Raw genomic sequence first — 12,940 nt, forward strand, 5'->3', positions numbered from 1 at the left:
TAAAATTTTATGTTTATGAAAAGATTGACAAAAATACCAATACTATTGGTAGCGGTACTGGGAATAGTTTTTTGTGCCTGCTCCCGGGACACATTGATGGATCCTGTTGTAGAGGTCACGACGGACAAACAGACGTATAATGTTAATGATTCTGTGGAATTTCGATTCTCGGGATATGCGGATATGATCACGTTCTATTCGGGCGAGAGCGGGCAAGAATACAAGCATCGCAATCGGGTTGAGCTCGAAGGAGGAGACCTTATTTTAAATATAGAAACTCAGGTGCTGTACGGAATTCAAGCCGACAATCTAAAATTATTTATGTCCACGGATTTTTCAGGACAATATAACAAAGAAGGTATGGAGTCTGCCACGTGGACGGACATTAGCAACAGACTGACATTTGGAACGGCGAATGCTGGCGGGGTAGGGGTAAGGACAATATCCGACTACGCCAGCGTAGCTGATCTTGTAGAAGCAGGTAAGCCTGTTTATTTTGCATTTAGATACGTAGGCCTACCATCTACCACAGGGGCCGCGCAGCAGAGGACTTGGCGTATTTATCAGTTTAATGTACAGAATAAATTTTCGGAGACTGAAATTATTCCGGTTACAGATCGTATTAATGCCGGTTGGACAGCAGTGACCATCAACGATCCTGCTAATAAAGGTATCTGGTTTTTAACCAATGCCACCATGACGTATTATAATCCTGAAAGTAATTTAGAAGATGTTGAAAAATGGATTGTCACGAAGAGATTTGATCCTAATAGGGTGTCTCCGGACAACGGTGTAGCCATCAAAAAATACCCTGATGATGATATGTCGATTTATAAATATGCTTTTTCGGAGCCTGGGGAGTATGAGGTGAGTTTTGTGTTTGTAAATGGTAACTATAAGGGAGCTAAGGAACAAATTAAAACAGTGAAAGTAACAGTAGAGTAATATGATGAACAAATTAATTAGTTCTTTTTTTGCCATAGCTATATTGCTGTCGCAAGGAGCAGCGTTGTATGCACAAAACGGATCAAGATATGTCGCAAATAGCGAGCAACAGGATCTGCTAAGGAAAACCAAGATTGGTGGTATTGTCGTATTAGACGACTTCTTGCGTACGGATTTTCCAAAGGTTGATTTTACGAAGACCGTAATGCCCGGACCTCAGTTTATTATCTCGGATGATCCTGAATATATCCGCGTACCTGAAGCTGTCGCTTTGCAGGAAGAGGTGGTACCGGGATCGGTGAGGTTATATGTGTATAATGTAAATGGCGTAAAAGAACCCCAAAAGATCAGGAGAAAGATCACGGCTGTGATCAAAAATATAGGGAAAGAAAATATGTCTTTCCGCATGTTGAAATATTCGTCACAAAAGCCGAGTACCAACTATTTTCAGGTCGGTAAACAGGGATTAGCAGATTATTTTGCTTCACAAGTGTCCAACGATGTCCGTATTGTAAAGCCAGGAGAAGTGATTGCAATTGATCCGAAATTGGAAACAAATGTAGTCGAATATGATGAATTGGTTCATGGTTTTTATGAGTTTGTTATCGATCAGCCCGCACAGATCAGCGTGTTACAGACTGCTCCTGAACGAAGTGGACCCGTCGCGCTTTCTAAAATCACACAGGTTATTCCACATAGTCATGGCAATGCCGGTCGTGGCTTATTCGGCGTATCCAATTATGCGATTAAGAGTACAGATGTGGTGGATACAAAAAATGGTATTTCGCAATTAATCATAGCAGATGGAAAAGATGACCCATGGATAGAAGGAACAATAGGTGCCGATAAAGCCTATGCAAGAAATGCCGGTAATTATGGAGTACTCTATGACACCAAGATTAAATGGAAGAGTACGGAAGGAAAAGGGCTTGCTTTGATTACTTGGAATTCGCGATCCGCTGACAACCAGTGGTGTGGTGGAATGGGGTTAACAATGGAGCTTTTTGAGGATAACGGAAATAAAGTTATCCGCCAATTGCCTACGGATACATTGATTACTAAAGCAGCACCCGAGGCTATTTTAATTGGAATATTCAACCCTGATTCTACAAAAGAGATTCAAGAGATACATTTCACCTATTCTCCGCCGGGAGCATCATGCTTACCCACACCGTTAATTTTAGTACCTATCGATTTAAAGTAAGATGAAAATTGTTTTATATACGATACTGTCTTTCTTTACGTTAGGCTGTGTTTCAACCAATTTAATAAAAAAGCATGTTGCTCATTTTCCGCATGAAGTTCGTCCGGTGGCTTCTAAACCGTGTTTTGAAGGTGCCTACTATCGGAAATTGGTTTCGAGTGTAGATACCTGGGTAGGCATCAGTGGAACAGTTGTATTACCTCAGCTCAGCTTTGACGAAACGAGAATAAATCCAAAAAATAGTGCGCAGTACCTTGACAATCCATCGATTTATTTAGGTGGCCTTATGGGAGGACAAGAAACAGATATTGGGCTAAGTTGGGAAGTTATAAGAGACAAGCAAGGTCAAGTATCAAAGGCACGTATGGCCTTTAGACCTTTTCTACGCCGAACAGGACATCAGTCAGGGCAGCAGGCCGTGTTTCTCAACGCACCTGCTAAAGAAGAATTCTATTGGTATCCAGGAGAAGAGGTGTTCATGTCATTGAAAACAATCGCGAAAGGGCAGGTAGAATTTATTGTGAAAGGTGCCGGCAAGCAGTATAAAACAACTTTTGCCTGCGCTGGCTATGCGCTGGATACGAAAGGCGAATTTAAAAGGGTGAATGCGATAGATCAAATGGGCAATGAAGGGAAGCCCGTACAGGTTACCAAAACAAAAGTAAGTGGGGGTAAATGGTTAGGAACTGATTTGTTGCGTATGGAAAACGGTAACATATTGAAGGTTCCATTTCATAGTGGTAGATATACAGAAATGAATTGTCCGACCACAGCATTCTTTTTGGTTATCGTGTCAGATCGCGAAAAGGCAAGGGGTGCGGAGGAAATTACGATTAATGGATCAGGCTACACATTTGATAGCGAATTACGCCAAGAATAAGAAATGGGTTTGGATATCATAGTTTGCTAACATAAAATTAAGTTTAATGTACAAGAGAATTTTTACGTTGGGTTTGTTTTTGGTCGTATTTAGTACGGTTTCTTTTGGGCAGAGATGGCACGAAGCCCATCTAAAACGAATGGATAGATATCAATCACAAGTTGATGCCTACCTTAAGTCGGATGCTGTGAATATGCCCGATACGGGAGCAATTTTATTTATCGGGAGCTCGTCCTTTCGGATATGGGGAGATCGTATCAAAGATGCTTTTCCCAATCATAAGGTATTCAATCGCGCATTTGGGGGCTCACACCTATACGATGTCCTCCAGTTCTTTGATCTTTTAGTTGTGCCCTATCGCCCTGTTCAGATCTTTCTTTATGAAGGCGACAACGATATTCCCTCAGGAATGAAGACGCAGGAATATTTGCAAGATGTGATTACGTTTGTCCGGATGGTGGAGATAAAACTTCCTGGCACGGAAGTCGCCTTGGTGTCTATCAAGCCAAGTCCCGCGCGGATGAAATGGGAGGCACAATATCTGGAAGCTAATAGGATGATGCGCGACTTCGCCGATACAAAAGCACAAGTACATTATATTGATGTTACCCAATCGATGTACGACCAGAAAGGAAGGTTGCGTAAAGAACTGTTTGCTGAAGATATGGTACACCTCAACCAAAAGGGCTATCAGATATGGCAACCCTTGATCGCACCCTACTTAAGCGATAAAGCGAAGAAATAATACATTACTACGCGACTGCATTAGTGGGTAACGAATAAGAAAAAACAACATATGAAGTATACTTTAGATGAAGGGAACATGACGAAAGGCAATATGGCACCTTTGCATCCTATTTTTTGGATTTCAACAACATGGTTTGCTATGGGACTGCCATTTGTGGCCCTGTCGGGCGCCAGTTCAATCATGTATAAAAATCTGGGAGTATCGGATGCACAAATCGCCTTCTGGACCTCGATAATCATGATACCCTGGACATTAAAACCGTTGTGGGGACCATTTTTAGAATTATATAAAACAAGAAAGTTTTTTGTGTACACCACCCAGCTATTTACCGGTCTTGTTTTTGGCATGATTGGGTTAACATTACAGCTTGATCAGTTTTTTTCAACCTCTATTGCGCTGTTTATGATTATAGCTATAAGTGGTGCTACACATGATACAGCAGCCGACGGTGTTTACCTCAATGAATTAAATGTTACACAACAAGCAAAATATGTTGGTTGGCAAGGTGCATTCTATAATATAGCCAAGGTTTTTTCGGGCGGCGTGCTGGTCTACTTGGCCGGCGAACTTGAGCAACGTATTGGAATACAGTCCGCGTGGATGATCGTCATGTTTGTCTACGGACTCATTATGTTGTGCATCGGTCTATATAGTATTAAAATACTGCCTTCAAATCAAGAAGGGCTTAAGGAAACTTCTTTAAAGGAGGGTTTAGCAACACTGAAGGATGTTATTGTTACTTTTTTTCAAAAAAAGAATATTGTGTTCAGTCTTTGTTTTATCATTTTTTATCGATTCGCAGAAGGACAGGCAATCAAGATCACCCCACTCTTTTTTAAAGCAGCTAGAAGTGAGGGAGGATTAGGATTAAGCACCTCGGAGATCGGACTGCTTTATGGTGTGTTTGGTGCAGTAGCTTTTGTTTTAGGTTCCATAGTAGCGGGACATTTTGTCTCGAAAAAGGGGTTGGATCGAACGAGACTGATGATCTTATGTGCTTTTTTCAATATACCTTTTGTAGCTTATGCGCTTCTGGCCATTTTCGTGCCAACTCAGCTGTGGATCATTGCCGCTGCCGTAGCAATCGAATATTTTGGATATGGTTTCGGCTTTATCGGAATCATCTTGTTTATCATGCAAAATATTGCTCCTGGTAAATACAAAATGGCCCATTATGCTTTTGGAAGTGGCTTGGTGAACTTAGGATTTATGATTCCTTCTATGATCAGCGGTGTGCTAAGTGACTATTTAGGTTATAAGGAATTCTTTATTTGGGTATTATTTGCCACTATTCCTGCCTTTGTTGTCTCGTGGCTCGTACCGTTGAAAGGAAAAGAAGAAATTAAAGAAGAACAGAAAAATTAAATGATGAAAAAAATAGTTGTAAACGGTTTTTTTTTATTGCTGTCGTTCGGTCATGCAGCGTGTTCGCCCTGCACCGCCCAAGAGCATGCTATTGTTGATTCGAGTTATATGAACCAACAGTATAAACTTCGACTCGATTTTTTTACCGCTATGCCCAATCGAAAGAAGGAAATTGTCTTTGTGGGAAATAGCCTCACGGAAGGAGGGAAATGGCAGGAATTGTTGCAGGTAAACCACGTCGTGAATAGAGGTATAAGTGGAGATGTAACATATGGAATACTAGCTCGATTAGAGGAGATATTAACAGCAAGACCTCGGAAAATATTTTTGCTGTGCGGAATAAATGACATGAAGAGGGGCATCCCCAATGCGACGATACTTCGGAATATCGAGCGTATCATCATGCGCGTTAAACTGGAATCACCTCGCACCGTATTGTATGTACAGAGTTTGCTACCTGTCAACGAGGAGATGCTTCCCACATCGTATAAAGAATTGAACAATCCCAAAATTAAGGCTTTTAATAATCTGTTAAAGCAAATATGTCGTGAGAAAAAGGTAACCTATATCGACCTGTATCCGATTTTTGCAGACAGTCAGGGTCGTATGAAAAGAGAATTAAGTATAGATGGACTCCATCTTTGGCAAGTCAGTTATATTCTTTGGGGAGACTATTTAAAGAAGATAAAGGTGATTTAAACACACTTAACAATCTGTACAAAATGAATAGATACATCCTTTTTTTTATTTTTTTAACTGGTTCTGTTGGCGGGATTACTGCACAACAGGCCAAGATAGATAGCAGTTACGCCAATTGGTATTACCAGCAGCGTATGGCATATTTTGAAAAATTGCCAACCATTCAGAGAGCTGTAATTTTTTTAGGTAATAGTATTACCGAACGCGCAGAGTGGCAGGAACTGCTGGCTGATTACCGTTATCCGGTGCTAAACAGGGGTATAGGGGGCGACAATTCCTTCGGTATACTGGCGCGAATAGACGATGTAGTGCGAAATAAGCCGCGTGCCGTTTTTCTTATGGATGGTATTAACGACCAATTCCGAAAATTGCCACATGAGGTATCTATTCAGAATTATCGCCGCATCGTCCGAAAGATAAAAATGAAATCTCCGCGCACGAAAATCTATATCCAAAGCGCGCTACCAATCAATGAAATGATCACAACGGAAGATTACACTAGGGGGCGGAATGAGCTAGTGCCTGAGCTTAATAAAAAACTATCACAACTTGCAAAGGAGGAAGATGTTGTCTTCATCGATCTATGTCCCTTGTTTCAGGACGATGAAGGAAGACTAAGTAAAGAATATACTGTAGATGGTGTACACTTGATACCTACTGCGTATATCAAATGGGTGAAATTGTTAAAAGACAAGAAATATTTATGAAGATAACAGGAACTTTTATTGACGAAATATCACACGATATTCCTCATCAAAATTGGGGCAAGGAAGAATGGGATAGAGATTTTGCGTATATGAAAGCAGTCGGTATCGATACCGTCATCATGATACGAAGTGGCTATCGTAAGTTTATTACGTATCCCTCGGTATATCTGATGGATAAATATGGTTGTTACAAGCCGCCAGTCGATCTGGTCGAACTATACCTTGAACTGGCGTTGAAATACGAAATGAAATTTTATTTTGGTTTGTACGATAGTGGTTTCTATTGGGATACGGGTAATCTGCAACACGAAATCGATGCCAATCAATTCGTGATTGAGGAGGTCTGGCAAAAGTATGGGCATTGGAAAAGTTTTGGAGGTTGGTATATCAGCACGGAAATCAGTAGGAAAACGAAAGGTGCAACGCATGCATTCAGAACCTTGGGCATGCAATGTAAAGCTGTGAGTGGAGGTTTACCCACATTTATATCTCCCTGGATTGATGGAAAGAAAGCAGTGATGGCCTCATCTGCTCAATTGAATAAGACGGATGCGGTATCAGTAATCGAACATGAAAGAGAATGGAGCGAAATTTTTGAAGGCATATCGGGAGCAGTGGACGCCGTTGCCTTTCAAGACGGACATATCGATTATGATGAATTGCCCGCATTTTTTGAAGTCAATAAGAAATTGGCCGATCAATATGGATTAGCATGCTGGACTAATGCCGAATCCTTCGATCGGGATATGCCTATCAAATTTTTACCAATCAAGTTTGAAAAACTGCGATTAAAGTTGGAAGCAGCCCGTCTAGCGGGGTACGACAAGGCAATAACCTTTGAGTTTTCTCACTTTATGAGTCCACAATCTGCCTATCTGCAAGCAGGTCATTTATATAATAGATACAAGGAATATTTAGAAACGTTGAAATAGTAGTAAAAGTAATGAAAGAGTTTGCTGAAAGGTATAAGAGAGAATTGGTGGATAATGTAATGCCATTCTGGGTGCGGAACTCAAAGGACGAGACGCATGGTGGATTTTTTACCTGTTTGGAGCGCGATGGAAAAGTTTTTGATACCGATAAATTCATGTGGCTACAAGGACGACAGGTGTGGACACTTTCGATGCTGTATAATCAAATGGAACAAAAGCCAGTGTGGAAGGAAATGGCCGAACAGGGGGCAGAATTTATGTTGAAAAATGGCCGCGACGCACAGGGCGATTGGTATTTTTCTTTGGATAGGAGTGGACGTCCATTAATGCAGTCTTATAATATCTTCTCCGACTGCTTCGCTAGCATGGGGCTAGGAGCACTTTATAAAGTAACGGGAAAGGATGAGCATGCAGAAGTAGCTTTTGATACTTTCAAGCGTATTCTAGCACGGCAAGATAATCCAAAGGGAAAATACAATAAGATATACCCGGGTACACGTTCCTTAAAAGGGTTTTCTTTGCCCATGATATTGAGCAATTTAGCGTTGGAATTAGAGCATATTGTGGATGTTACTACGGTAGAATCGTTGATTGACAAAGTCGTGTATGAAGTGATGGAGGTTTTCTATCAGTCCGATACCGGTCTCATCATGGAAAATGTACAGCTTAACGGAGCTTTTTCTGATTCATTTGAAGGGAGATTGGTTAATCCTGGACATATTATCGAAGCAATGTGGTTTATGATGGATATCGCCGATCGCAAATCTGATAAGGGATTGATGGATAGATGTATCGATATCGCTTTACAGGCTCTAGAATTTGGTTGGGATGAGCAATATGGGGGTATTCTATACTTTAAGGATATTCACAATAAACCACCTCAGCAACTTGAATGGGATCAAAAATTGTGGTGGGTGCATGCAGAGGCGTTGGTTTGTATGGCAAAAGCATATGCCTACACAGGTAATGAGAAATGTAGAGTGTGGTTTGAAAAGTTAGATGCCTATTCTTTTGCTAATTTTTCCGACCCAACCTATGGTGAGTGGTTTGGGTATCTCAATCGCCAAGGTGAACCTTTATTAACGTTAAAAGGCGGAAAATGGAAAGGTTGTTTCCACGTGCCGCGTGCATTGCATAAAGTGTATTCTGTTTTACAAGAAACCCCAATTTGTACCGCAATAAAAAGATAGTAATGAAAAGGCTTAATTTGTTGGAAGAGACACGTTTCGAAAAAATTCCTTTGCAGGTATTTGAAACTTCAGAGCAGGCTTCTCTAGCTGTAGCGGCGCGCATTGCTCGACTTGTCTTCGAAAAAAAGGAGAAAGGTGAAAAGGCTATTCTAGGCTTCGCAACAGGTGCTACTCCTATTCCTGTCTACAGGGAGCTTGTACGGCTTCATCAAGAGGAAAACCTAAGTTTTAAACATGTGGTTACCTTCAATCTCGATGAATATTATCCTATGCAACCTGCAGCGGATCAGAGTTATGTAGCTTTTATGCGCAGACACCTGTTTGATCACGTAGATATTCTTGAGGAAAATATCCATATTCCTGACGGGACCGCACAGTATGTGCATCGGTTTTGTATAGAATATGAAGAACAGATAAGTACGTATGGAGGACTGGATATCCAACTGCTAGGTATTGGTCGTACCGGTCATATTGGTTTTAATGAACCTGGATCCGCACCGAATTCAGGAACGCGCTTAGTGACGTTAGACGATTTGACAAGACGGGATGCGTCGGCCTATTTTGGTGGTAAGGAAAATGTACCCCAAAAAGCCATCACGATGGGAATCGGAACGATTTTCAAGGCGAAAGAAATTATCTTGATGGCTTGGGGAGCGAATAAAGCGGACATCGTGAAGCAAGCCGTGGAAAGCGATGTTTCGACGGAAGTTCCAGCATCATATTTGCAGTTGTCAAATCACGCTGAGTTTGTTTTAGATAGAGAAGCATCATCATTATTGACACGGTTTGATACACCGTGGCTCGTTAAAGATGTCCTGTGGTCCGACCAATTGATTAGAAAAGCCGTGTTATGGCTGTCGTTGCATCTTGGAAAAGCTATTTTGAAACTGACAGACGATGATTATAATACACATGGGATGGCACAATTAATCACTGAAAAAGGTCCAGCTTATACCATTAATATTCGCGTTTTCAATGAATTGCAACGAACGATTACAGGATGGCCGGGAGGAAAACCCGATGTCGACGATTCCAATAGACCGGAAAGAGCGACGCCTGCTTACAAAAATGTGTTACTCTTTTCTCCCCATCCCGATGACGACGTGATATCGATGGGAGGTACTTTCATTCGATTAGCAGACCAAGGTCATCATGTCCATGTTGCTTATCAGACCTCTGGTAATACAGCCGTTTGGGATGATGATGTGTTACGTTATTTGGAGTTTATTATCGATTTTGCCACGGCTATCGGAGATGATCGCGGTATTACGCGAGAAATTTATCAACAGGCCCGGAATTTTTTTGCGGGGAAAAAACCCAACCAAAGTGATCCGGAGGTTATTCGGACCGTTAAAGGATTGATTCGAAAAGGCGAAGCGATTGCTGGAGCTCGATTTGTAGGTCTTCCGGACGACCGTATCCATTTTCAGAACTTGCCATTTTATGATCGGGGGAAATTCTCGAAAGATATTAATTTCGAAGATGATATTGCGCAAACAATAATCCTGTTGCGTCATGTTAAGCCGCATCAGGTTTTTGCTGCGGGTGATTTTGCGGATCCGCACGGAACGCACAAGGTTTGTTTTGATATTATTCTACAAGCACTGTTGAGGTTGCGACAAACTGATGAATGGGCAAAAGATTGTTGGTTGTGGTTATACCGTGGCGCTTGGCATGAATACCCGATTCACGAAATTGAAATGGCTGTTCCCTTGTCCCCTCAGGAGGTTAAACGAAAAAGAAATGCCATTTTTAAACACCAGTCCCAAAAGGATATCCCAGTGTTTCCAGGCGATGATCCGAGGGAATTTTGGGTTCGCGCAGAAGATCGTACCCGCGAGACTGCCGCGATGTATCATCAGCTTGGCCTTGCGGATTATGAAGCCATAGAAGCATTTGTACGTTGGCATTTTGATGATTAAATTAGTGCTGTTTTACTGCGGGTTAATTGTATGCCTGGTATCGTTAATTCGCGAGAAAGAGATGATATGTAATTGTGTTCTGCAGCCTTTTATGGTGTCATCTGTTGTATGAAAAGAAGTTCGTATAGATTATATGACGAAGGTATAAAGGGAAAAGTAGAGCGAGCGGTGATAAGATTTTTATGCTACAGTATAAGGAAGCCCTATAAGGATGAAATATAATAATAAAAACCGTTGATAAATGTCAGCGGTTTTTATTTGTTTGTCGTAAATTTCTTGAAGAGACACTATTCTGCAATAATTCCATTTTGTAATATTACTCCAGTGATTCTTCTGGCGTTAACAAAGTGATACCAGTTAAATCTGCATTGCCTTGTTTTAGAAATTCATAGGTTATCCGGTCTGCTTTGCAGTCTATAAACTGGGTTCGTTTCAATTTTTTGTTGTTTTTAAAGAAAGTGTTAATAAGCGTTGCTTTTTGGAATGTCACTCGGGTAAATTCGCAGTTTTCAAAATAGCAGTCTTCCAACGTATCGGTAAAAGTAATATCGGCAATCTGTGTATCAACAAAAGAAGTGTGGTTCCAAACCGCGTTTACAATTGTATTTCTCTCCAAATCACCAGATTTGCCCGCCACTCCAGTAAAACCTCCAGATTTAATCACTACTCTGGTAAAATCGACGCCCGTAAAATTGCAGCCGTATGTATAGCTTTCTAAAAATTTTGTTCCGGTAAAATTGACACTGGAGAAATCGCAGCTGTTGATATGGCTTCGTGAAAATTCAGTATTATTTAGTGAACAGGCCTTAAATATATTGTTGTTTAAATGAGAATTCTGAATGTGACTGTTCTGGATATCGGAACCTGAAAAGTCACAGCTATCAATATTATTGCTTTTTAGAAGAAGTCCAGCCAAATCAGAACCAATAAACTTGCAACGTTGCATATTGGATGAACTAAATTTTTCATGTAGGTTTTCTAATCCGGAAAAGTTAGCGTCGACCCAGTTTCCACGCGACATATTCCAGCTAAGTTTTTCCGTTTGTTTTTCGGCTTGCAAGTCAGCCGATTGCTTTATTAAGGACTCACTAGGTCTCTTTTCAATGGCTGAGGACTGGAAGTTATCTGAAAAATAATTTAAGTCAACCCCCAGAATTTCGGCAAGACGGTTAAAGGTAGTGATGTCTGGCATTGATTCTCCACGTTCCCACTTCCCGACAGCCTGTGGACTAATGAATAAATACTCAGCGAGCTGAGCCTGAGAGATGTTTAATTTCTTCCGTGCTTCGGCAATTTTATTGCCAATCATTTTTGTTTCTAGCATATGTACAATTTTTTAATGTAACAAAGATATTTTGAAGCATATCTAGAATCAAAAGATATCAGTTACTTCTAGTTGTAAAGTATACTACTTTTAGTTGCTTTCAACAACCAAAAGTAGTATATTTTTTTAGACTATCATTTCGAGAATGACCCTATCAAAATGAGAGGGTTTTTTAGTCCACGATCTTCCTGATTATTTCATAGTAACCTCATTATCTTCTAGTTGAATTTTATTTTTTTATTTGGAATGCAATTTGGCATAGCACGAGTAAAGAAATAAAAAAATGAGAAAAAGAAATGTGAAACGGAAAGAAAGAAAAGAAGCTCCTTCGTTTCCAAAATGGCTCAGATCATATCATTTCTTGCTTCTTGCATTGGTCGTGATGTTAATTTTTGGGGCTTTTATGAAATATATGAATGAAGTATAAATAAAATATATAAAAAATGATAACAATAGTTTTAGTGCTGGCTGGCTTAGCCTGTTTTGGTTTGTTTTTTAAGGCAATCGATTGGTTCGAGAAAATTTAAAAAGGTCAATGCGTAAATAATACAGAAAGAAATAAACAGATGAAAACGAAAATTATAAATACCATACTCCAATGGACTCCTGAAGCTGCCGGTCTCCTTCCAGATATTGAGCATATGGACGATACTGTAGCAGACTATCAGCTGCTGCATAAACTGGCAGAAGTCTGTATGCAGAAAATCAACTCCGGATCAGAAGATGAACTGGAACGTGCGCAGGAAATAACAAAGGTGATTAATCTGCTGTATCAGGGCGGTAATCAGTACACACGAAATGCAATAGAAAATGAGTTCTTGACTGAAATCTCACTTGAAGAAAGTCCAGGTAGTCTAAAAAAACACTTAGACCTTTTTCCAAGTGAATTAAGAAAAGGATATTTAAAAACAATCTTGGAAAATTAAAAATTATGACCGCATTATTCATAGTAGCCATAGGTGTATTTGTTTACATCTGCTACGTATTACTCAAACCGGAAAAATTTTAAATCAGTGAAAAGCTT

Annotated in this window: 13 protein-coding genes; 12 read left to right on the forward strand and 1 reads right to left on the reverse strand. The window is 40.4% G+C overall.

Going from position 1 to position 12,940, the window contains the following annotated elements; translation table 11 throughout:
• Window positions 1–15: 15 nt before the first annotated feature.
• Genes FAZ19_RS08605 through nagB form a run of 10 tightly spaced genes read left to right on the forward strand, consistent with a single transcriptional unit; the run spans window position 16 to window position 10,592 of the window.
• Window positions 16–945 (forward strand): DUF5017 domain-containing protein, encoded by a 930-nt coding sequence (locus FAZ19_RS08605; protein WP_169305612.1) that lies wholly within the window; start codon window positions 16–18, stop codon window positions 943–945.
• Window position 946: 1 nt separating this feature from the next.
• Window positions 947–2,149 carry a copper amine oxidase gene (locus FAZ19_RS08610; RefSeq protein ID WP_229707377.1) on the forward strand — a complete coding sequence of 401 codons (1,203 nt, stop codon included), beginning with the start codon at window positions 947–949 and terminating at the stop codon, window positions 2,147–2,149.
• A gap of 1 nt (window position 2,150) precedes the next feature.
• Window positions 2,151–3,029: a hypothetical protein gene (locus FAZ19_RS08615; protein WP_136820300.1), complete on the forward strand. Its 879-nt coding sequence runs from the start codon at window positions 2,151–2,153 to the stop codon at window positions 3,027–3,029.
• Between the two features lie 46 nt (window positions 3,030–3,075).
• The gene (locus tag FAZ19_RS08620; protein WP_211245462.1) at window positions 3,076–3,774 is read left to right on the forward strand and encodes a GDSL-type esterase/lipase family protein; all 699 of its coding nucleotides are present in this window, start codon (window positions 3,076–3,078) and stop codon (window positions 3,772–3,774) included.
• A 51-nt stretch (window positions 3,775–3,825) separates the two neighbouring features.
• Entirely contained in the window at window positions 3,826–5,142 is a 1,317-nt protein-coding gene (locus tag FAZ19_RS08625) for an MFS transporter (RefSeq protein WP_229707376.1), read from the forward strand.
• Window positions 5,143–5,841, forward strand: a complete 699-nt coding sequence (locus tag FAZ19_RS08630) for a GDSL-type esterase/lipase family protein (RefSeq protein ID WP_136820301.1) — start codon at window positions 5,143–5,145, stop codon at window positions 5,839–5,841.
• Between the two features lie 23 nt (window positions 5,842–5,864).
• Window positions 5,865–6,548, forward strand: a complete 684-nt coding sequence (locus FAZ19_RS08635) for a GDSL-type esterase/lipase family protein (protein ID WP_136820302.1) — start codon at window positions 5,865–5,867, stop codon at window positions 6,546–6,548.
• Window positions 6,545–7,480, forward strand: a complete 936-nt coding sequence (locus FAZ19_RS08640; RefSeq protein ID WP_136820303.1) for a DUF4434 domain-containing protein — start codon at window positions 6,545–6,547, stop codon at window positions 7,478–7,480. The genes FAZ19_RS08635 and FAZ19_RS08640 overlap by 4 nt, the downstream gene beginning before the upstream one ends.
• A gap of 11 nt (window positions 7,481–7,491) precedes the next feature.
• A complete protein-coding gene (locus FAZ19_RS08645) occupies window positions 7,492–8,670 on the forward strand; it encodes an AGE family epimerase/isomerase (RefSeq protein ID WP_136820304.1) in 1,179 nt (392 codons plus the stop codon).
• Window positions 8,671–8,672: 2 nt separating this feature from the next.
• Window positions 8,673–10,592 (forward strand): glucosamine-6-phosphate deaminase, encoded by a 1,920-nt coding sequence (nagB, locus tag FAZ19_RS08650; protein WP_136820305.1) that lies wholly within the window; start codon window positions 8,673–8,675, stop codon window positions 10,590–10,592.
• 316 nt (window positions 10,593–10,908) lie between these two features.
• On the opposite strand, the gene FAZ19_RS08655 is transcribed toward nagB, so the two are convergent.
• The gene (locus tag FAZ19_RS08655) at window positions 10,909–11,916 is read right to left on the reverse strand and encodes a helix-turn-helix domain-containing protein (RefSeq protein ID WP_136820306.1); all 1,008 of its coding nucleotides are present in this window, start codon (window positions 11,914–11,916) and stop codon (window positions 10,909–10,911) included.
• Window positions 11,917–12,482: 566 nt separating this feature from the next.
• Between FAZ19_RS08655 and FAZ19_RS08660 the strand changes: the two genes are divergently transcribed.
• Together FAZ19_RS08660 and kdpF are read left to right on the forward strand one after the other, a co-directional pair.
• The gene (locus tag FAZ19_RS08660; protein ID WP_136820307.1) at window positions 12,483–12,842 is read left to right on the forward strand and encodes a DUF7674 family protein; all 360 of its coding nucleotides are present in this window, start codon (window positions 12,483–12,485) and stop codon (window positions 12,840–12,842) included.
• Between the two features lie 5 nt (window positions 12,843–12,847).
• Window positions 12,848–12,925 carry a K(+)-transporting ATPase subunit F gene (gene kdpF, locus FAZ19_RS24460; protein ID WP_081623247.1) on the forward strand — a complete coding sequence of 26 codons (78 nt, stop codon included), beginning with the start codon at window positions 12,848–12,850 and terminating at the stop codon, window positions 12,923–12,925.
• Window positions 12,926–12,940 lie beyond the last annotated feature (15 nt).

Origin of the sequence: Sphingobacterium alkalisoli (assembly GCF_005049105.1) — a bacterium.
GTDB classification, from domain to species: Bacteria; Bacteroidota; Bacteroidia; order Sphingobacteriales; family Sphingobacteriaceae; genus Sphingobacterium; species Sphingobacterium alkalisoli.

Bases quoted from the DNA above. Each gene is read 5' to 3' on its own strand.
- FAZ19_RS08605 (WP_169305612.1), top strand. From the start codon at position 16: ATGAAAAGATTGACAAAAATACCAATACTATTGGTAGCGGTACTGGGA.
- FAZ19_RS08610 (WP_229707377.1), top strand. From the start codon at position 947: ATGATGAACAAATTAATTAGTTCTTTTTTTGCCATAGCTATATTGCTG.
- FAZ19_RS08615 (WP_136820300.1), top strand. From the start codon at position 2,151: ATGAAAATTGTTTTATATACGATACTGTCTTTCTTTACGTTAGGCTGT.
- FAZ19_RS08620 (WP_211245462.1), top strand. From the start codon at position 3,076: ATGTACAAGAGAATTTTTACGTTGGGTTTGTTTTTGGTCGTATTTAGT.
- FAZ19_RS08625 (WP_229707376.1), top strand. From the start codon at position 3,826: ATGAAGTATACTTTAGATGAAGGGAACATGACGAAAGGCAATATGGCA.
- FAZ19_RS08630 (WP_136820301.1), top strand. From the start codon at position 5,143: ATGATGAAAAAAATAGTTGTAAACGGTTTTTTTTTATTGCTGTCGTTC.
- FAZ19_RS08635 (WP_136820302.1), top strand. From the start codon at position 5,865: ATGAATAGATACATCCTTTTTTTTATTTTTTTAACTGGTTCTGTTGGC.
- FAZ19_RS08640 (WP_136820303.1), top strand. From the start codon at position 6,545: ATGAAGATAACAGGAACTTTTATTGACGAAATATCACACGATATTCCT.
- FAZ19_RS08645 (WP_136820304.1), top strand. From the start codon at position 7,492: ATGAAAGAGTTTGCTGAAAGGTATAAGAGAGAATTGGTGGATAATGTA.
- nagB (WP_136820305.1), top strand. From the start codon at position 8,673: ATGAAAAGGCTTAATTTGTTGGAAGAGACACGTTTCGAAAAAATTCCT.
- FAZ19_RS08655 (WP_136820306.1), bottom strand. From the start codon at position 11,916: ATGCTAGAAACAAAAATGATTGGCAATAAAATTGCCGAAGCACGGAAG.
- FAZ19_RS08660 (WP_136820307.1), top strand. From the start codon at position 12,483: ATGAAAACGAAAATTATAAATACCATACTCCAATGGACTCCTGAAGCT.
- kdpF (WP_081623247.1), top strand. From the start codon at position 12,848: ATGACCGCATTATTCATAGTAGCCATAGGTGTATTTGTTTACATCTGC.